Source organism: Kribbella sp. HUAS MG21 (assembly GCF_040254265.1).
Taxonomy (GTDB): Bacteria; Actinomycetota; Actinomycetes; order Propionibacteriales; family Kribbellaceae; genus Kribbella.
In genome coordinates this window covers 5,653,515-5,671,440 of the sequence record NZ_CP158165.1, presented here as the reverse complement: position 1 = coordinate 5,671,440, position 17,926 = coordinate 5,653,515, and the positions used below count along the sequence as shown (strand labels likewise).

At 70.8% G+C, this 17,926-nt stretch carries 16 protein-coding genes; 9 read left to right on the top strand and 7 right to left on the bottom strand.

Features of this window, described 5'->3' with window-relative positions; translation table 11 throughout:
• Nucleotides 1-3 precede the first annotated feature (3 nt).
• The 4 genes from ABN611_RS27535 to ABN611_RS27520 all read left to right on the top strand — a co-directional run bounded on the left by ABN611_RS27535 (nucleotide 4) and on the right by ABN611_RS27520 (nucleotide 5,044).
• Nucleotides 4-1,044, top strand: a complete 1,041-nt coding sequence (locus tag ABN611_RS27535) for a sugar phosphate isomerase/epimerase family protein (protein WP_350275144.1) — start codon at nucleotides 4-6, stop codon at nucleotides 1,042-1,044.
• Nucleotides 1,037-2,467, top strand: coding sequence for an amidohydrolase family protein (locus tag ABN611_RS27530; protein ID WP_350275143.1), 1,431 nt, complete (start codon nucleotides 1,037-1,039; stop codon nucleotides 2,465-2,467). Before ABN611_RS27535 ends, ABN611_RS27530 begins: the two co-directional genes overlap by 8 nt.
• Nucleotides 2,468-2,534: 67 nt before the next feature.
• The gene (locus tag ABN611_RS27525; RefSeq protein ID WP_350275142.1) at nucleotides 2,535-3,683 is read left to right on the top strand and encodes an amidohydrolase family protein; all 1,149 of its coding nucleotides are present in this window, start codon (nucleotides 2,535-2,537) and stop codon (nucleotides 3,681-3,683) included.
• A 62-nt stretch (nucleotides 3,684-3,745) separates the two neighbouring features.
• On the top strand, nucleotides 3,746-5,044 hold the full coding sequence (locus ABN611_RS27520) for an ABC transporter ATP-binding protein (protein WP_350275141.1): 1,299 nt from the start codon (nucleotides 3,746-3,748) through the stop codon (nucleotides 5,042-5,044).
• Here the strand turns inward: ABN611_RS27520 and ABN611_RS27515 are convergent.
• Both ABN611_RS27515 and ABN611_RS27510 read right to left on the bottom strand, forming a co-directional pair.
• Nucleotides 5,034-5,780 carry an aspartate/glutamate racemase family protein gene (locus ABN611_RS27515; protein WP_350275140.1) on the bottom strand — a complete coding sequence of 249 codons (747 nt, stop codon included), beginning with the start codon at nucleotides 5,778-5,780 and terminating at the stop codon, nucleotides 5,034-5,036. The two genes, ABN611_RS27520 and ABN611_RS27515, sit on opposite strands and share 11 nt — an antisense overlap.
• A gap of 25 nt (nucleotides 5,781-5,805) precedes the next feature.
• Nucleotides 5,806-6,804, bottom strand: coding sequence for an ornithine cyclodeaminase family protein (locus ABN611_RS27510; protein WP_350275139.1), 999 nt, complete (start codon nucleotides 6,802-6,804; stop codon nucleotides 5,806-5,808).
• A gap of 79 nt (nucleotides 6,805-6,883) precedes the next feature.
• Between ABN611_RS27510 and ABN611_RS27505 the strand changes: the two genes are divergently transcribed.
• Nucleotides 6,884-7,540, top strand: a complete 657-nt coding sequence (locus ABN611_RS27505; RefSeq protein ID WP_350275138.1) for an FCD domain-containing protein — start codon at nucleotides 6,884-6,886, stop codon at nucleotides 7,538-7,540.
• A gap of 87 nt (nucleotides 7,541-7,627) precedes the next feature.
• Here the strand turns inward: ABN611_RS27505 and ABN611_RS27500 are convergent, their stop codons facing one another.
• Genes ABN611_RS27500 through ABN611_RS27490 form a run of 3 tightly spaced genes read right to left on the bottom strand, consistent with a single transcriptional unit; the run spans nucleotide 7,628 to nucleotide 12,556 of the window.
• Nucleotides 7,628-8,305 (bottom strand): N-acetylmannosamine-6-phosphate 2-epimerase, encoded by a 678-nt coding sequence (locus ABN611_RS27500; protein ID WP_350275137.1) that lies wholly within the window; start codon nucleotides 8,303-8,305, stop codon nucleotides 7,628-7,630.
• Nucleotides 8,306-8,354: 49 nt separating this feature from the next.
• On the bottom strand, nucleotides 8,355-9,119 hold the full coding sequence (locus tag ABN611_RS27495; RefSeq protein WP_350275136.1) for a sulfite exporter TauE/SafE family protein: 765 nt from the start codon (nucleotides 9,117-9,119) through the stop codon (nucleotides 8,355-8,357).
• A 53-nt stretch (nucleotides 9,120-9,172) separates the two neighbouring features.
• Complete coding sequence (locus ABN611_RS27490; protein ID WP_350275135.1) at nucleotides 9,173-12,556, bottom strand: beta-N-acetylglucosaminidase domain-containing protein; 3,384 nt, start codon at nucleotides 12,554-12,556, stop codon at nucleotides 9,173-9,175.
• A 324-nt stretch (nucleotides 12,557-12,880) separates the two neighbouring features.
• Here ABN611_RS27490 and ABN611_RS27485 point away from each other — a divergent pair, with 324 nt between their 5' ends.
• The 4 genes from ABN611_RS27485 to ABN611_RS27470 all read left to right on the top strand — a co-directional run bounded on the left by ABN611_RS27485 (nucleotide 12,881) and on the right by ABN611_RS27470 (nucleotide 15,852).
• Nucleotides 12,881-13,642 carry a hypothetical protein gene (locus ABN611_RS27485; RefSeq protein ID WP_350275134.1) on the top strand — a complete coding sequence of 254 codons (762 nt, stop codon included), beginning with the start codon at nucleotides 12,881-12,883 and terminating at the stop codon, nucleotides 13,640-13,642.
• Nucleotides 13,643-13,725: 83 nt separating this feature from the next.
• On the top strand, nucleotides 13,726-15,021 hold the full coding sequence (locus ABN611_RS27480) for an ABC transporter ATP-binding protein (protein ID WP_350275133.1): 1,296 nt from the start codon (nucleotides 13,726-13,728) through the stop codon (nucleotides 15,019-15,021).
• A gap of 34 nt (nucleotides 15,022-15,055) precedes the next feature.
• Entirely contained in the window at nucleotides 15,056-15,520 is a 465-nt protein-coding gene (locus tag ABN611_RS27475; protein ID WP_350275132.1) for a MarR family transcriptional regulator, read from the top strand.
• Nucleotides 15,520-15,852 (top strand): hypothetical protein, encoded by a 333-nt coding sequence (locus tag ABN611_RS27470; protein ID WP_350275131.1) that lies wholly within the window; start codon nucleotides 15,520-15,522, stop codon nucleotides 15,850-15,852. Before ABN611_RS27475 ends, ABN611_RS27470 begins: the two co-directional genes overlap by 1 nt.
• 13 nt (nucleotides 15,853-15,865) lie before the next feature.
• Here the strand turns inward: ABN611_RS27470 and ABN611_RS27465 are convergent, their stop codons facing one another.
• On the bottom strand, nucleotides 15,866-17,320 hold the full coding sequence (locus ABN611_RS27465; RefSeq protein ID WP_350275130.1) for an NAD(P)/FAD-dependent oxidoreductase: 1,455 nt from the start codon (nucleotides 17,318-17,320) through the stop codon (nucleotides 15,866-15,868).
• A gap of 1 nt (nucleotide 17,321) precedes the next feature.
• Nucleotides 17,322-17,900: a hypothetical protein gene (locus tag ABN611_RS27460; protein ID WP_350275129.1), complete on the bottom strand. Its 579-nt coding sequence runs from the start codon at nucleotides 17,898-17,900 to the stop codon at nucleotides 17,322-17,324.
• Nucleotides 17,901-17,926: the final 26 nt, after the last annotated feature.

Here is a 17,926-nt window from a genome sequence, read left to right as displayed (position 1 = left end):
GCTATGCGAGTTGGAGTAGACGGCAAGAAGTTCCCGTTCGGCCGCGAGGAGGGTGCGATCGGCATCCTCCAGGCCGCGGCGAACCGCGGGTACGACGGCGTGTTCTTCCGGTCCGTCGTCGACGTGAGCCCGACGCTGGACAGCGGCTACCTGGCCGCGGTCCGGGACACGGCCGACAGTCTCGGCCTGTACCTCGAAATGGGTGTCGGCAAGGTCAATCCGTACGCGTCGCCGGAGCAGCCGGAGATCCGCGAACTGGGCGGCGGCGACTACCTGCGCGCGATGGAGATGATGGTCGAGGCGTCGGTCGCGATCGGCTGCCGCGAGCTCTGGACGTCGGCCGGCAACTACAAGCACAACCTGCCCGGCCTGTACACGATCGACCGGTTCCGGACCGACGTCGACTGGCCCGACCAGCTGGTCGCGATCGACAAGTTCATGCACAAGCTGGCGCCGGTGCTGCGGCACCACGGCGCCCGGCTGAACATCGAGAACCACGAGGAGATCACCTCCTTCGAAGTACTGCGGCTCATCGAGTCGGCCGGCGATGACGTCCTCGGCGTCACGTTCGACACCGCGAACACTGTGTCGCGCAGCGAGAACCCGGTCGCCGCGGCGCACCGCCTGGCGCCGTACACCCATCTGTCGCACCTGCGCGACATCGTGCTGTTCTACGACGCAGGCGGTCTCACGCGGCAGGTCCGGCCGTGCGGGCAGGGCGTCATCGACTGGGAGCAGGTGATCGGCGCGCTGCACGCGGCGAACCCGGAACTCAACCTGTCGATCGAGATGACCAACGACCGGTTGCTGATGGGCGTGCAGATCTTCCACCCGATCTGGGAGCAGGCGCACCCGGACCTGACCACGACCGAGCTCGCCGCGGTGATGCGGCTGGCGGTCGAGTGCGAGGAGCGCGCGCGGTCCGGCGCGATGCCGTCGCTGGCCGACTACCACGCGCAGCCCTTCGGCCTGGTGGAGAAGGGCGCGTTCCTCGAGGAGAGCGTCGCGTACGTGCGGCAGATCCTGGCGAAGATCGATGCCTGAACCCGAGCTCGCCGATCTGGTCATCGCCAACGCGATCGTGGTCACGATGGATCCGGACTTCCGGATCCTCGCGCCGGGCGCGATCGCGGTCCGGGCCGACCGCATCGTCGCGGTCGGCCCCGACGCCGAGATCCGGTCGACGTACACGGCCCCGACCGTCATCGACGCGAGCGGCCAGCTCGCGCTGCCGGGGCTGATCGACAGCCACGGCCACGGCGGCCACACACTGATCCGCGGCTGGTACGAGGGCGTGACCGCGGACCGCTGGCTGGAGATCTTCAACGACTTCTACCGGACCCACACGACCGAGGACTTCTGGTACGCCGACGGTCTGCTCGCGGCGGCGGAACGCGCACTGGCCGGTGTGACCACCGGGCTGTCGTATCCCGGGTCCACGCCCTGCCTCGACGACCTCACCGCGGTCCGCGCCGGAGCCCGCGCGTACCGCGAGGTCGGCGTACGGCACGTCGCCGCTGTCGGACCGGGACCTGGTCCATGGCCGCATGTGTACCGCGGTACGACGAAGCTCTCGCTGGTGGACGAACTCGAACTGACCAGCGCCGCGCTGGCCGACCTGCCGACCGACGACCTGATGTGCCGGGTCCTGCCGGCGCCCTCCAACCTGACGATGGATCCGGCCGGTGCCGCGGGCGACGAGCCGCATCCGGATACGCCACTCGTCTGGGAACACGTCGCGGAGCTGGCCCGCAAGTACGACGTACCGATCCATGCCCACGCGTTCCGCGGCATGGTGACGCAGGCGGTCCGGTACGTGCCGGAGCTCGTCGGACCGCGGCTGCACCTCGCCCACTGCACCAGCCAGACCAGGACCGACCTGGACCTGATCGCCGAGCACCGCTGTTCCGTTGCGCACGGGCCCTACACGCACGCCAACGTGAAGGCGCCGTGCCACGTGCTCGAATTGCTCGAGGGCGGCGCGAACGTAGTGATCGCCACCGACGGCGCCGCACCCGACCGGTCCTTCGACCTGCTCGCCCAGGTCCACCCGGCGATGCAGTGGCAACGCATCCAGGCCAACGACGTACAGGTGCTGCCTGCCGCCAAGGCACTCGCGATGGTCACGATCGACGCGGCCCGGGCCCTGGGCCTGGCCGACGACCTGGGTTCGCTGGAACCGGGCAAGAAGGCCGACCTGATCCTGATCGACGGCCGCGCACCGCACTTCCAGCCGCTGTTGCCGGAGCTGGCGGTCCACCGGCTCGCCTACGCGGCGAACGGCAATGACGTCGCCACGGTCATCGTCGACGGGCGCGTGCTCGTCCGGGATCGGCAGCTGCAGACGACCGAGCTGACCGAGATCACCGCGCGGGCAACGGCCGAGAGCCGGGCCGCCCTCGCCAGGTCCGGGCTGACTGACGCCCTGCACACCCCAACGACGGCCTGGACGTCCACCAGATACTGACCTGCCTTGCCGCGGGCCCTTCAAATGCAGTTGGGTTGTCCGCAACCCGACGCTGAGGAGGCGCGCTGTGGCGAGTGAGGTTCTGGAAGGTCGCACGGCCGGGGGTCGCGGCGTCCGGGTCCGGTTCTCCCCCGACGGCATCGAGGAGATCGCCGACCACCCGGCGGCACCGGACCTGCTGTTGATCCCCGGCCTCGTCGACCTCCAGCTCAACGGGTTCGCCGGCCTGGACGTCAACGACCCGTCGCGCCGCGACAGCGAGCTGTCCGAGCTCGTCCGGGTACTCCGGACCCAGGGCGTGACCACGGTCTACCCGACGATCATCTCCGCGGACGACGCCACGACGACCGCACTGGTGCAGCGCGCGGCCGCCGTCCGCGCGCTCGATCCGGCCGTCGCGGACGCCGTACCCGGTCTGCATCTGGAGGGGCCGTACATCTCCTCGGCGGAAGGGGCGCGCGGTGCCCACGACCCGGCCGTCATCCGGGATCCGGACGCGGCCGAGTTCGACCGTTGGCAGGCGGCCGCCGACGGGACGATCGCGATCATGACGCTCGCTCCGGAGCGCGCCGGCGCGATCGAGTTCACCCGGCACCTCGCGCGGAACGGCGTCCTGCCGTCGATCGGGCACTCGATGGCGTCGGCCGCCGACATCCACGCGTTCGCCGCCGCGGGCGGGCGGCTGTGCACACATCTCGGCAACGGGCTGCCGGCACAGGTCGACCGGCACCACAACCCGATCTGGGCCCAACTGACCGAGGACCCGCTGACCGCCGGGCTGATTGCCGACGGCCATCATCTGCCGGTCGACACGTTCGGGGCCCTGGTGCGCGCGAAGGGTCCGGACCGCTGCGTCCTCACCAGCGACGCCGCGGCGCTGGCCGGCTGCGCGCCCGGCGACTACCGGACGGCTGTCGGCGGTGCGGTCACCGTCGGCTCCGACGGCAGCCTCCGCCTGCAAGGTACGCCGTACCTCGCGGGGAGCGGCGCCTCGCTGCTCGACTGCCTGCGCTGGGCCACCGGCCCGGGCCGGCTCCCGCTGGAGACCGCGGTCACGATGGCGACCACGACCCCCGCCGACCTCCTGGGTCTGCGCGATCGCGGCCGCCTGGAAGTCGGTGCCCGAGCCGACCTCGTGCAGCTCGAACGCACCCCGAACGGTGGCATCGGCGAACTCCGGGCCGTCGCCGTCAACGGCGTCGTTGATTGCCTGTAGCAACAGTCAAGCTCTCAGCCGTGCCGCCCGCAATCACTTTGGGTGAGGGCGAGTGCTTGCCGGTGAACCGGAAGTTCCCGTATAAGGCGTACATGACGGCGATCCGGCTCGACGCGGTGTCCAAGGTGTTCGAGGGTGAGCACCTCGCGGTGGACCGGCTGTCGCTGGAGATCGGCGACGGTGAGTTCATGGTGCTGCTCGGGCCGTCGGGCTGCGGGAAGACGACGCTGCTGCGGATGATCGCCGGCCTCGAGCGGGTCACCGAGGGCGAGGTCTGGTTCGGCCGCACCAAGGGCACCCGGCTGCCGCCGCGCGAACGCGGGGTGGCGATGGTGTTCCAGACCGGCGCGCTGTACCCGAACCGGACGGTGCAGGAGAACATCATGTTCCCGCTGCAGATCGCCGGGCAGGACGACCACGAGGCGGGCTCGACAGCGGTCGGGCTGGCGCAGATCCTCAGCATCGACACGGTGCTCGACCGGATGCCGCGGACGTTGTCGGGCGGTCAGCGGCAGCGGGTGGCGATCGGCCGGGCGCTGGTCCGGCGGCCACAGGTGTTCCTGCTGGACGAGCCGCTGTCGAACCTCGACACCACGATGCGCACCGAGCTCCGGCAGGAGATCGGCGCGATGACCCGGGACCTGAACGTCACCACGCTCTACGTGACGCACGACCAGGTCGAGGCGCTCACGCTCGCCGACCGGATCGCGGTGATGCGCGACGGCCGGATCGAGGACGTCGGGACGCCGACCCAGGTGTACAACGACCCGGCCACCGCGTTCGTCGCCGGGTTCCTCGGCACGCCGCGGATCAACCTGATGGCCGCGACCGTGCACGTCACCGCCCATCACCGGGTCTCGCTGCAGCTAGGCACGCAGTCGATCCAGCTCGACCCGACCGACCGCCGCTCACTGATCCTGCGCCACCACGACGGCGCCCGGGTGATCGTCGGCGCCCGCTCGAGCGCCTTCAGCCTGATCACCGACCAGGACGCGGCCAACCGGCTGACCGGCACGATCCGCGCCTTCGAGTTCCACGGCCAGCAGTCGATCGCGTTCGTCCAGTGCGGTATCGAGGTCGTCGACCCCGACAAGGTGGGCCGCGTCCCGGCCGCCGCGCAGTACGACGACACCGTCGACCGGCCGTCCTTCCGCAGCCGCCTCCGCAGCAGACTCACCCGCCGTCCGCCCGCCGCACCGGAACCCGTGAACTCAGCCACCCACCGCCGAGCCGACCTCGTCGTCGAACTCCCGGTCGAATCCGAACTGACCCGCGGCACCCGCATCCACCTGGCCATCGACACCGCCAAGCTCCACATCTTCGACCAAACCGGCCACCGGGTGGACCGCATCACCCGCTGACACCGTCACCAACGCTGCCGCTTAGTGGCCAGCCGGTGATGGTTTTGGGGCGGGGGCGGGCGTAGGTGCGGACCTTGCTGGTGGTGAGGCCTAGTCGTACCAGCGACTCGGCGAGGGTCACCGCCGCGGCGACGCCGTCGATCACGGGAACGCCGGTGGCCGCGGCCACCTTTCGATCCAGGCCGGCCATGCCGCCGCAGCCGAGGCAGATCGCCTCGGCGCGGTCCTCGGTCACCGCGCGGACCGACTGCTCGACGATCGCCTCGACGGCACGCTCCGGGTCCTCTTCGAGCTCCAGTACGGCGAGACCGCTGGCGCGCACCGAGGCGCAGCGGTCCGACAGACCCGCCAGCTTCAATCGGTCCTCGATCTGTGGCACGGCCCGGTCCAGCGTCGTCACGACCGAGTAGCTCCGGCCGACCAGCATCGCGAGCTGCGCGGCGGCCTCGGTGATGTCGACGACCGGGACGTCGAGCAGCTCCTGCAGACCTTCGCGCCCGTGTTCGCCGTACCCGGCCTGGATCACGGCGTCGTACGGGCCTTCGTACCGCACGACCGCGTCCATCACGGCAACGGCGGCCAGGTAGCTCTCGAAGTTGCCCTCCACAGACTCCGGCCCGATGTCCGGCGTCAGCCCGATCACCTCGGTCCCCGGGGAGGCGGACGCCGCGGCCTGGGCGCGGATCGTCTCGGTCATGGCCTGCGTGGTGTTCACGTTCGCGATCAGGATGCGCATCGGGTCTCCAGGAGAAGGTCGTGACTCAGGCGAGACGGAGCTCGACGCCGAGTCCGGTCCGGCGGGCCGCGTCGACCGCGAGCCGCGCGGCCGCCATGTCCTGCAGCCCGAGCCCGACCGAGTCGTAGAGCGTGATGTCGGCGTCGGTACGCCGTCCCGGGCGGACGCCGGTCACCACGTCGCCGAGTTCGGTCGCGAAGTGGTCCGCCGTGATCACGCCCTCGGCCAGCGGTACGAGGACGTCACCGGACTCCCGCCGTACCACGTCGTAGCTGTCCACGACGACCGTGCTCCGGGCGATGCCGACGCTGTCGATCTCCCGGTGGTCCGGCCGCGGCGGCGCGCCGACCGCGTTGACGTGCAGTCCGGGCGTGAACCACTCCCCCAGGACGATCGGCTCACGCGAAGGCGTCAACGTACACAGCACGTCCGCGCTGCGCACCACCTCTTCGGGGCCCTCGGCAACAATCACGTCGGTCACCCGGTCCCGGGCGTAGGCGGCGAAGGCCTCGACGCGTTCCTTCGTCCGGCTCCACACCACGACGCGGTCGATCGTCATCACACACGCCAGCGCGTCCAGATGCGCCCGCGCCTGCGCGCCCGCACCGACCAGCCCGAGCGTCCGTGACTGCTTGCGCGCGAGATGCCGGGTCGCCACCGCCGAGGCCGCGGCGGTCCGGAACAAAGTCAGCGCCGGACCGTCCAGGATCGCTTCACACGCCCCCGTGTCCGGATCGACGAGCAGGACCGTCGACTGCTGCACGGGTAGCGACCGGGCCGCGTTGGCGGGCGTGTCCGTCAGCAGCTTGATGCCCGCGACCGACTGCGACGCGATCGCCGCCGTCATCGGCACCAGCATCGTCGTCCGGCCGGGGACATCCATCGTGGACCGCTCGGCCTGTGCCGCACCCCCGGTGCTCAGCGCCGCGTGCGCCTGCTCGACCGCCTCGATGACGGCCGGCATCTCCAGCGTCTTGACGATCTCCGCCCGGCTCAGCGCGAGGATCGGCCGCACCACGCTCATGACACCACCGACCCCTTCAACGGACGAATTGCTTGATGATAGGGTTATCAGTCATCTGACGTTTGAGGAAGAGGTCGCGATGCGAAAGGTCGAGCGGGTCTCGCTGGTGGATTCCGTCGGGAGCCAGCTGCGCGACGAGATCACCGCGGGCCGTTGGGCGGTGGGCGAGCGCATCCCGTCGGAGACCGAACTCGTCGAACAGCTCGGCGTCAGCCGGGCGTCCGTCCGCGAGGCTGTCCGCGGTCTGGTCCACGCCGGTCTGCTCGCCACGCGGCAGGGCGACGGCACCTACGTGACGGCTCGGGATGCCACGGATGTGGCGATCCGCCGGCGCCTCGGGACCGCGGACCACGGTGACGTCCTCGAAGTGCGCCGCGGTCTCGACATCGTCGCCGCCGGGCTCGCGGCGTCACGCCGTACCAAGTCCGACATCAAGGCCTTGCACCAGGCCCTCGCCGCACGAGCCGCGGCAGGCGAGGCCGGCGACGAGGAGGCCTTCGTCGAGAACGACGTCGAGTTCCACCTGTGCGTCGCCCGCGCCTCGCACAACCCGGTCCTGATCGACCTGTACACCAGCTTCGCCCAATCCCTCGCCGAGAGCCTCCGCGACGACCAGTGCCTCCAGGTCTTCACCACCGGCCAGGACACCTGGCACGAAGCACTAGCCGCAGCCATCGAGGCCGCCGACCCCACCGCGGCGGCAGCCGCCTCCCTGTCCCTGCTCGAGAACGCGTAGGCCCCGGGCAGGCGCCGGACGCCGAGAGGAGCCGCGTCCGGCGTGCCCGTACGCCGGACCTCGCTCGCCGGCCCGTTGAGACTCACTTCACAGCTGTTCCAGGCGCTGCGTGAACCAGCTGGTGATCGTCGTTGGATGCGTGATCGCCGTCCCGACCACCACTGTCCAGGCACCGGCCGCGATCGCCGCAGCGGCCTGATCCGGCGTGTGGATCCTGCCCTCCGCGGCGACCGGCGTGTCGATCGTGTCCGCCAGCCGGGCAACCAGGTCGAGGTCGGGCCCCTCACCCTTGGTCGTGTACGGCGTATAGCCCGAGAGCGTCGTACCGATCAGATCAGCGCCGGCGGCCGCGGCCGCCACCCCTTCCTCGAACGTCGAGCAGTCGGCCATCACGAGCTTGCCGGTCCGCGCGTGTACCGCCTCGACGACCTCGGCGAGACTGCGCCCGTCCGGACGCGGCCGCTGCGTGCCGTCCACCGCGACGACGTCGGCTCCGGCCGCGGCCACCGCGAGCGCGTGGTCGAGCGTCGGCGTGATGAAGACGTCGTCCTGGCCGTCCTTCCACAGCCCGACGAGCGGCAGTTCGACCACGGCCCGCACCGCGGCGATGTCCTCGATGCCCTGCACCCGGAGCCCCGCGGCCCCACCCGCCACGGTCGCGAGGGCCACGGCCCGGATGACCTCCGGACTGTCCATCGCCTCCCCCGGATACGCCTGGCACGACACCATCAGCCGCCCCCGCACCGCCTCCAGCACGTCGTTCATCGGCCTCCTCCGAGTTCGTCTGTACTGCGCCAGCGTGCCATCCCGAGCGCTAGCGGAGCATCAGGGTCGCGGCGGTGACGCCGGAGAAGACGATCAGGACGCGGAGCAAGGTGCTGGGGAGGCGGCGGCCGATGTGTGCGCCGAGGTAGCCGCCGGCCACCGATCCGGCGGCCAGCAGGACGATGGCGGTCCGGTTCAGGTCGGCGCCGAAGACGAAGATGATGCTCGCGACGAGATTCGCGGCCAGCAGGGACAGGGTTTTCAGCGCGTTCAGGATCCGCAACTCGAGGTCGAGGCCCAGGGCCAGGACCGCCATCATCATCACCCCGGCGCCCGCGCCGAAGTACCCGCCGTACACCCCGGTCAGCGCGGCGAAGAACGTCGTCGTGGGGGTCAGCGCCGTCCGCGTCTCCCGCGGTGCCGAGTGCCGCGAACGCAGCCACTTCGAGATCCACGGCTGCACGCCCACGAGCAAACAAGTGAACAGGATCAGCCAGGGCGCCGCCGCCGCGAACACGCCCGGCGGCAGCGCCAGCAGCAAAGCGGCGCCGCCGATCGCGCCGATCGCACAGGTCAGCACGACCGCGATCGTGGTCGGCCGCGACACCTGCCGCAGCTCCCGGCGGTACCCGAAGGACCCGCTCAACGCACCGGGCAGCAGCCCGATGGTGTTCGACGCGTTCGCGACCACCGGTGGGATCCCGAGCGCGATCAGCGCCGGGAAGCTGATCAGCGACGCGACTCCGACCGTCGACGTGAGCACACCGGCGCCGAGCCCGGCCGCGACGATCGCCAGATGCTCAACGCCGGTCATGCGCACCAGCCTATTGGCCGCCGGCGAGCAGACGCGGCCCGCCCGCCATGTGGTCAGACCGCCGGATAGACCTCCAGTTCGTAGAGCGAGTAGCCGTACTGCGTGGCGCGCTGGACGCCCAGCATCCGTACGTAGCGCGCGGTTGTGTCCAGCCACAGCGTGTCGGTGCCGCCGTCACCGCTACCCACCTCGGTCGCGGTCGTCCAGGTGGTCGCGTCGTCGGAGACCTGGATCTTGTACGCCGACCCGTACGCCGTCTCCCAGCGCAGCACCAGCTTGCCGAGCCGCGTCGGCGTACCGAGGTCGACCTGGAACCAGGAGGCGTTGTCGTAGCCCGAGGCCCAGCGGGTGCCGGTGTTGCCGTCGACGGCGAGGTCCGCGGTGAACGACGTACCCGGCTCGATGCTGGAGGCAACGACCGGGCGGCGTAGCGCCACGTTGGTGTCGCCGGTGCGCGGCCGGACGGCGACGCGGAGTACCGCCTCGAAGGTTGTCGAGCCGGTGCTGAAGGTCACCGGGATGTCCACGTCGGCGAGCGCCGCGTCGGCCGGCGGCGTCAGCTTGACCGCCACCGACTGGCTGAAGCCACGCTTGACGACGATCGGCGTACTGGCCGGGTCCGCGGTCCAGCCCGCGGGCGCGGCGACGGCGAGGGTGCCGCTCACGTCCTGGCCTCGCTGCGCCGCGATGTCGATCGTGAAGCTCGTCGCCTGGCCGCGAACGGCGTCGGCACGCTCCTCCGCCACGCCCAACTCGGCGAGCGGGGTGTCCGACCACAGCGGCACGATCTCGGCGACAGCCGGTGTACCGCTTGTCCATGCGAGCCGTACCGCCTCGGCCTTCAGGTCCGCCACAGGCAGTTCGGCGTACGCCGACGACACCGAGCCGACGCGCTGCCAGACACCGCCGACCTGGACCTCGACGTTCGCCGAGCCGACGCTCGACGACTGCTGCAGGATTGTGAGACCGGCCAGTTCCCGCGGCGCCGACAGCGTGGCGGTCAGCGCGTCACCGGGCTTCGGCGCGGCGGCCGGGAGGTACGCGGTGTCCAGGTTGCCGTCGACGGCCCGCTGGTACGACGAGCCCGGAGCCGGCGCCGGCGTACCGCCCGCGGTCAGCGTCGTCTTCCGCCCGCCGATCGTCTCCACCGAGAACTCGCGGACCACCAGCCAGAAGTCGCTCGAGCTCAGCGACCGGTAGCGCACGTACCGCGCGGTCGTCCCGGCCGGAGCGGTGGCGCGCACCTCGGCGGTGGTCGCGCGCGTGAGCTCGGTCCAGCGGGTGCCGTCGACCGAGTACTCCAGCGCACCGGAGCGGATGTAGTCGTTCGGGCTGGACGCCTTGCCCATCAGCACCGCGATCGCGCCGATCGTCGCCGGTGAACCCAGGTCGACCCGGATCTCGGAGCCGGTCCGGGGCGCGCCGTTGCTCCAGTAGAACGTGTTCAGGTCGCCGTCGATCATCCGCGCGGGCACGTTGTCCTGGTACGTCCCGAGGTTCGTCGACGCGGTCCGGCCCGGCTGGACGCCGAGCCAGCGGTCGTGCACGCGCCCGGTTTCGGCGATCAGCTCGTCGACCACGCCCTCACCGATCCGCGGGTACGTGTTGCTGTGCGGGAGCCGGCTGTCCCGGATCGCCTTCGCCTGCGAGACGAGGCCGCCGAGCTGCTGCCGCGCGGTCCACGCCGCCGCACCGTCGCCCGCGTCCAGCGCGGACAGCAGGTTCAGCGCGCGCTGCATCGCCTGGCCCCAGAGCTCGGTTGCCTCGAGCCACGATTCCGCCTCGGCGGAGAACGCCGGATCGATCACGCCGGCCCGGATCGCGGCCGGCGCGGCGGCGATCGCGGTGACCTGCGGCCGCAGTACGGAGATCGCCTGCGCGCGCTGCCCAGATCGCCACAGCTCCCAGAACCGGTCGACCGCTGCACCGAAAACCGGAGCGCTGTCGGGATGCAGCGTGCCGTCGTACCAGTTGAGATCGGCGAACACGCGCAGCGCCGCGGCCGTCGCCGGGTTCCCGCCGGCGCGCTCCGCGAGGGCGCGCTGCCAGGAGGCCTGGACGTTGTACGTCGCCGGGTTCCAGCCGAGCTCCGCGAACGAGTAGAGCGCGAGCTTGCTGACCGCCGCCTGGTTCATCGGGTTGGAGATGACGCCGACCACGTTGTCCGCGATGGCGGGCTCGCGTCCGGAGTACGGCGCGAGCAGCAGCCGGCCGGCGGCGTAGTCGTTGACCGGGTAGTTGTCCCAGATCAGGATGTCGTGACCGAACACCGCCTTCGCCTGCGCGGCCTGCGCCGCGGTGATGGTCCGCGGTACGACGCCGACCCCGGTCCAGTGCACGACCACGTCGGCGTCGAGCTGCTCCCGCAGGGCCTTCTTGTACGGCGATTCGGTGACGTTGTAGTACTCCGTCGGCACCATCTGCAGCGGCGCGACGTCCGGCTTGGTCTCGACCCACTCGCGCTGCACGCGGTTCAGCAGATCGCTCTGCGCGCGCCCGGCGGCGCCGCCGCCCGTCCCGTACTTCGCCCGGTCGGCGTCGCAGTGCCAGGTGTTGTAGTCGATGTCGTCGAGCGGCACGTTGAACGCCCGGCCGCCGACGGCGTACAGCGCCTCGAACTTGGCGACCAGCGCCCGGAAGTCGGCGTCGGAGGTGTAGCAGATCGACAGTCCCGGCGACAGCGCGAACGTGAAGTCCACCTTGTTCTGCCCGGCGCGATCCACCAGCTCGGCGAGCTGGGCGAGCTTGTCGGCCGGGTACGGGTCGCGCCACTGCTCACGGTGGTACGGGTCGTCCTTCGGCGCGTACTCGTAGGTGTTCATCCGGTGCTCACCGAGGTAGCCGAGGTGATCCAGCCGATCGGCGTGCGACCAGGGCGTGCCGTAGAAGCCCTCGATCGAGCCGCGGTAGCGCATGGTCGGCCAGTCCCGGATCGCGACCCCGGGCATCCAGTCCTGGCCCGGGCGCGACTGGATCAGCTGCGCCAGCGACTGCGCGGCGTAGAACGTGCCGTCGGCGTCGACGCCGTCCAGCACCACGTGACCGCGGTCGGCCCGGTCGCGGCCGGCGGCGAGTACATACCCCTCCGCGGCCAGGCCGGTGCTGTCCGGCACCCTCAACGCGCTCAGGACCGACGCGTCGCGGCCGAGCCAGATCGTGGTCGGCGTACCGGGGTCACGGCCGTCCGAGGTCCGCACGGTCTGGACGCCGGCACGCCGCAGCGCCTGCCGGACGACGCGCTCGGCGTCGGCGTCGGTGCGCGCGGTCCGGACGAGTCCGACCACGGGAGTGATCGGGAACCCGTCGTCGCGCTGCACGAGTTGTTGAGGTTCGGGAGAGACTTTCGCCGCTGCCGGGGCCGTGGCGCCGGCCTCCAGCGGCATCAGGAGCGGAACGACCAGGGCGAGCACACTGACAGCAGACCGGAGCAGGCGCATGAGTCTCCTCGGGCAGGCGGGTGACGACAGTTAGCCACTGCGCAGAACTGCTCGTCAAGGGCTCACCGTGGCCACCTTCAGTCACGTCAATCACTGGCCACCAGGGCTGCCGACGCCCCGGAACCGGCGACCGTGGCCGGAAGCAACGATCTCGGTGTCGTCATCGAACTCGGTCGTAGGTTTACCCAACGTGTCGGCCGGTGCGCCGGAATTGCCTGTTCGCAATCGTGTGCACACGCGAGGTGATGGATCGTCTCGTACTCGGGTCAGACCGTGGGCGATCGCCGCGAACTGCGGCATTCTCACCTCGAGAGGTGGTTACCGATGACTGAGGGCGCATCCGGACCGCGGGCGAGGAGACACCGCGGTCGACCCAAACGATCCGGTGGCTGGCTGGGGCTCGTCGTGCTCGCCGTCACCGGTGCCCTGACGTTGACACTGCTCGGCGTACTCGCCTGGGCCGCGGTCTTCAACGACGGCGACGCGGTCGGCCCGCAAGCGACCGCCGACGAGAGCCCCTCTCCCCACGCGGACCACACCACGTCTCCGGCTCCGCAGCCCAGCGCCAGCCCCCTGATCGGGAAGAGCGGCACACTCGACACATGCGTCGCCGAAGTCGCCGCAGCGGACGCGGAGGTGGCCGCGGCACGGATCGGCATCGGGCACTGGGCCGAGCACATCAAGGCCCGCACCGACCTGCTGTCCGGAGCCCAGCCGAAGGAAGTCACCAAGGCGATCTGGAAGCGCACCCGTGAGGCCGGTCCTGCCGACCTCACCCGCTACCAGGCAGCAGTCGCCGAACACGCCCGGCTGGCAGGGTCTTGCGCCCGCGCCGCCAAGACGGCCGAGACGACCGCCTGCCTGCAACGCCTGCAGGCTCTGGACAAGGCCGTCGCCGCCGGCGCTGGGGGGATGGGCGAATGGAAGGCCCACCAGAACGCGATGGCCGCTCACAAGGCCGGCGAGATCGACGCCGCGCACGCCCAGACCATGTGGGTCGCCGCCTGGTCCACGGCCCCGAAGAACATCGACACCTTCCGGGCCGCCGACACCGCCCTCCGCACCGCCCCCGCCTGCCGCGCCTGATCCCCGACGCACCGGTCGGCCGTCCGGAACTCTGGACAAGCAGCGCGGTTCGCCTGTGTACTCAGCCTCGACGAGGAGGCGACATGACCGGCATCAAGCTGGACTCGGTGTCCAAGGTGTTCAGTGGCCGGTACGTTGCCGTTGACAACGTAAGCCTCGAGATCGCGGCGGGCGAGGTGATGGTCCTGCTCGGCCCTTCGGGCTGCGGGAAAACCACGCTGCTGCGGATAATCGCCGGTCTGGAGGACCTGTCGACGGGCGATGTGTGGCTCGGCCGCACGCACGCGACAGATCTTCCGCCGAAGGAGCGCGGTGTCGCACTCGTGTTCCAGAACGGCGCGCTGTACCCGAACCGGACCGGGCGCGAGAACATCATGTTCCCGCTGCGGATGGCGGGCGACGACGCGACCGAGGCCGGCGAGAAGGCCGACGGCGTGGCCAAGATCCTGCGGATCGACACCGCCGTCGACCGGCTGCCCCGGACGCTGTCCGGCGGCCAGCGGCAACGCGTCGCGATCGGCCGCGCGCTCGTCCGGCAGCCGCGGATCTTCCTGATGGACGAGCCGCTGTCGAACCTCGACGCAACCCTGCGGACCGAGCTCCGCCAGGAGATCGGGGCGATGGTCCGCGACCTGAGTGTGACGACCGTGTACGTCACCCACGACCAGATCGAGGCCCTGACACTCGCGGACCGGATCGCGATCATGCGCGACGGCCGGATCGAGGACGTCGGGACGCCTGCCCAGGTCTACAACGACCCGGCGACCGCGTTCGGCGCGGGCTTCCTGGGTACGCCGCGGATCAACCTGATGGCGGCGACCGTCCGCGTGACCGCGCACCACCGGGTCAGCCTCGACTTCGGCACCCAGAGCCTGTCGCTGCCGCCGCTCGACCGGCGGTCGCTGATCCTCAGCCAGCACGACGGCATCCGCGTGATCGTCGGCGCGCGCTCCGAAGCCTTCACGCTGACGTCCGAGCACGGCGAGAACCAGCTGACCGGCAAGCTGCGGGCGCTCGAGTTCCACGGCAACCAGTGGATGGCGTTCGTCGCGACGGGGATCGACATGGTCGACCCCGACGCGGTCGGGCAGGCACCTCCGCGGCACCGGGCGGATCGCTCGCACACCCGGCACGCCGTACAACGCGCCCCGCTCCGGACCAGGCTCGCCACCGCGGCGAAGGCCGCGCTGCACCGCTCCGAGGCACCGCGCACCGCCGACACCCAGGCCTCCGCCACCCACCGCCGTTCGGATCTGGTCATCGAGGTCGACTCCGGCAACGGCCTCAGGACCGGTGACGCCGTCCAGCTCACCGTCGACACGAGCCGCCTGCACCTGTTCGACGAGCACGGCCACCGTGTCGATCGCGTCACACGCTAATCGTTAGTGCCCTAACTGTTGCTACGCTAACTATGTGACCACCACGGAGAATCCGCTGGCCCTCGAGCGCCAGGTCTGCTTCGCGCTGGCGATCGCCTCGCGCAGCGTGATCGGCCTCTACCGGCCGCTGCTGGAGCCGATGGGGCTGACGCATCCGCAGTACCTCGTGATGCTCGCGCTCTGGGAGTTCGAGCCGGTCTCGGTCAAGGACCTGTCCGGGATGCTCCAGCTCGAGCCGGCCACGCTGTCGCCGCTGCTCAAGCGCCTCGAGAGCGCCGGGCTGCTGCGCCGCGACCGGGACACCCGGGACGAGCGCTCGCTCGCCGTGGCACTCACCGACAAGGGACGCGCGCTCCGCGAGGAGGCGCTGAACGTCCCCCCGGCCATCGTCGACCGGCTCGGCCTGGACCTCGACGAGCTGATGCAGCTGCACGAACGACTCACCCGCGTGATCGCCGCCGCCCGGACCGCGGGCCCCGCAACCCCGAACGAGGAATGATGGACGACCCGACCACCGCCGGCCAGCCAACCACGCGTCCGGTCCGCCGCCGGCGCACCCCGCGCCCGATGAACATCGAGACCGTCCAGCGCTGGGTCGTCTCCGCCGTCCTGTTCCACGTCGGCACCGTCCCGGCCGTCACGCTGGCCGTCTACAGCATCGGGGTCGCGGCGGAGGACTTCGGCCGCGGCGTCGGCCTGTGGATCATGTCCGGCGTCATCGGCCTGCTCACCGCGGCCGGCATCCTCGCAATCTTCCGCCGCAGCCTCCTCTCCCCCTGGCTACCCCTCGGCGCCGTACCAACCGCGGTCACCGGCTTCTACATCTTCTGACTCAGCCGGTTGGTCACCGGTCGCGGCCGTCGGTTTCCAGGAGGCGGAGCCAGAGTTCGCTCATCGTCGGGTAGGCGGGCACCGCGTGCCACAGCCGGTCGAGTGGTACTTCGCCCGCGACGGCGATCGTGGCGGCGTGCAGGAGTTCGCCGACGTCCGGCCCGACGGCCGTGAAGCCGACCAGGACGTTGCGGTCGTCGTCGACGATCATCCGGACTTGCCCGCGGTAGTCGTCGGCGTGCAGCTTGGCGCCGGAGACCGCACCCAGGTCGTAGTCCACGACCCGGATCTTCAGGCCCACGGCGGTCGCGGCCTCGGCGGACAGGCCGACGGCGGCGACCTCGGGATCGGTGAAGATCACCTGGGTCGTGGCGCGTTCGTCGGCGGTGGCCGCGTGCCGTCCCCACGGCGTCAGGTCCAGCTCGTCGCCGCGCGCCCGAGCGGCGAGCGCATCGCCCAGAGCGCGCGCCTGGTATTTGCCGTGATGGGTCAGCAGCGCCCGCCGGTTCACGTCACCCGCGGCGTACAGCCAATTGCCCTCAATCGGCTCGCCGGTTTCGTCCAGTACGGCGAGAGCGTCGTCGACGCGCAACCAGTCGCCGGGCGTGAGGCCGACCTGATCCAGACCGACGTCCTTGGTGTTCGGGGTGCGCCCGGTCGCGACCAGCACCTCGTCGGCTTCGACAGTCGTGCCGTCCGACAGCGCCAGCCGGACCGTCCCGGAGTCGTCGCGGCTCGCTTCAGTCGCCTCGACGTCCAGGTGCAGCGACACCCCGGCCGCGCGGAGAGCGTCGGCCACCTGTTCACCCGCGAAAGACTCCACGCCGGGCAGCAGGCGGGTCTGGGACACGAGCGTCACCTGCGCGCCGAGGGCGCTGAAGGCGGTGGCCATCTCGGAACCGACGACACCGCCACCGATGATCGCCAGCCTGTTCGGGATGGTGCGGACCGCGGCGGCCTCCCGGTTCGTCCAAGGCGTCACGTCCGCCAGTCCGCGGATGGGCGGCAGGTACGCGCTGCTACCGGTGGCGATCACGACCGCATGCTGCGCCTGCAAGGTCGTGGTCGAGCCGTCGGTGTGGGTGACCGTCACGGCTCGGGTGCCGGCGATGCGCCCGTGCCCGCGGATGAGGGTGATGCCCGCCGAATTCAGCCAGTCGACCTGGCCGGAGTCGTCCCAGCCGGAGGTGAAGCGATCGCGCCGGCCCAGCACCCTGGCCGGGTCCAGGTCGCCGCTGACGGCATGGCCGGCCGCGGGCAGCGCCCGTGCGGCACGTACGGCGGAAGCGTCGCGGAGCAGGGCCTTCGTCGGCATGCACGCCCAGTACGAGCACTCACCGCCGACGAGTTCGTGTTCCACGATCGCCGCGGTCAGGCCGCCGGCGACCGCCCGGTCGGCGACGTTCTCGCCGACGGGGCCCGCGCCGATGACCACGACGTCGTACGTGTCCTGGCTGGAGTTCGACATATCACTTCGCCTTCGATGCAAGGTGGTGCAGACGGATCGCGGAGATCAGGAAGAAGACACCGCCCAGGATCGCGTACCCGGCGACCGAGGTCAGGGAGGCTCTCTGACCGCCGGCCATCACGATGAAGCTGCCACCCGCGAGGACGGAGATGCCGCCGCTGAGGATCATCGCCCACTGGCCGCCGAGCCGGTAACGCAGAACCGCGACGACCAACTGGACGACGCCCGCCGTGATCGCCCAGGCGCCCCACACCCGCAGCACACCTGGGATGCCGGACGCGGACGCGACGGCCAGCCCGACGGCGGTGAGCAGACTGAGCGCCATGTTGACGTAGAGCGGCGCCTTCGGTCGCGACGTACCCGAGGACCGGAAGTCGACCACGGCCGCGGCGACGTCGAACAGCGGGTAGATCACCAGCAGGACGACCGTCGCCGGGTTGATCGACTTGGCGATCGCCATCGTCAGCAGCGCCCAGACGATCGCGAAGCCGAAGCGGACGAAGTACAGGGTGCGCAGCGTCTTGGTGCCGCCGGTATCGGCGGCCGAGTCGGCGGCGACGGCCTGGGACGTACTGGACATCAGGGTCCTTCTCTCGATGTAGATAG

Coding starts and splice junctions, on each gene's coding strand:
- ABN611_RS27495 (WP_350275136.1), bottom strand. CDS start 9,119: ATGACCGGCGTTGAGCATCTGGCGATCGTCGCGGCCGGGCTCGGCGCC.
- ABN611_RS27515 (WP_350275140.1), bottom strand. CDS start 5,780: ATGCGCATCCTGATCGCGAACGTGAACACCACGCAGGCCATGACCGAG.
- ABN611_RS27505 (WP_350275138.1), top strand. CDS start 6,884: ATGCGAAAGGTCGAGCGGGTCTCGCTGGTGGATTCCGTCGGGAGCCAG.
- ABN611_RS27460 (WP_350275129.1), bottom strand. CDS start 17,900: ATGTCCAGTACGTCCCAGGCCGTCGCCGCCGACTCGGCCGCCGATACC.
- ABN611_RS27530 (WP_350275143.1), top strand. CDS start 1,037: ATGCCTGAACCCGAGCTCGCCGATCTGGTCATCGCCAACGCGATCGTG.
- ABN611_RS27465 (WP_350275130.1), bottom strand. CDS start 17,320: ATGTCGAACTCCAGCCAGGACACGTACGACGTCGTGGTCATCGGCGCG.
- ABN611_RS27510 (WP_350275139.1), bottom strand. CDS start 6,804: ATGAGCGTGGTGCGGCCGATCCTCGCGCTGAGCCGGGCGGAGATCGTC.
- ABN611_RS27500 (WP_350275137.1), bottom strand. CDS start 8,305: ATGAACGACGTGCTGGAGGCGGTGCGGGGGCGGCTGATGGTGTCGTGC.
- ABN611_RS27470 (WP_350275131.1), top strand. CDS start 15,520: ATGGACGACCCGACCACCGCCGGCCAGCCAACCACGCGTCCGGTCCGC.
- ABN611_RS27485 (WP_350275134.1), top strand. CDS start 12,881: ATGACTGAGGGCGCATCCGGACCGCGGGCGAGGAGACACCGCGGTCGA.
- ABN611_RS27535 (WP_350275144.1), top strand. CDS start 4: ATGCGAGTTGGAGTAGACGGCAAGAAGTTCCCGTTCGGCCGCGAGGAG.
- ABN611_RS27490 (WP_350275135.1), bottom strand. CDS start 12,556: ATGCGCCTGCTCCGGTCTGCTGTCAGTGTGCTCGCCCTGGTCGTTCCG.
- ABN611_RS27480 (WP_350275133.1), top strand. CDS start 13,726: ATGACCGGCATCAAGCTGGACTCGGTGTCCAAGGTGTTCAGTGGCCGG.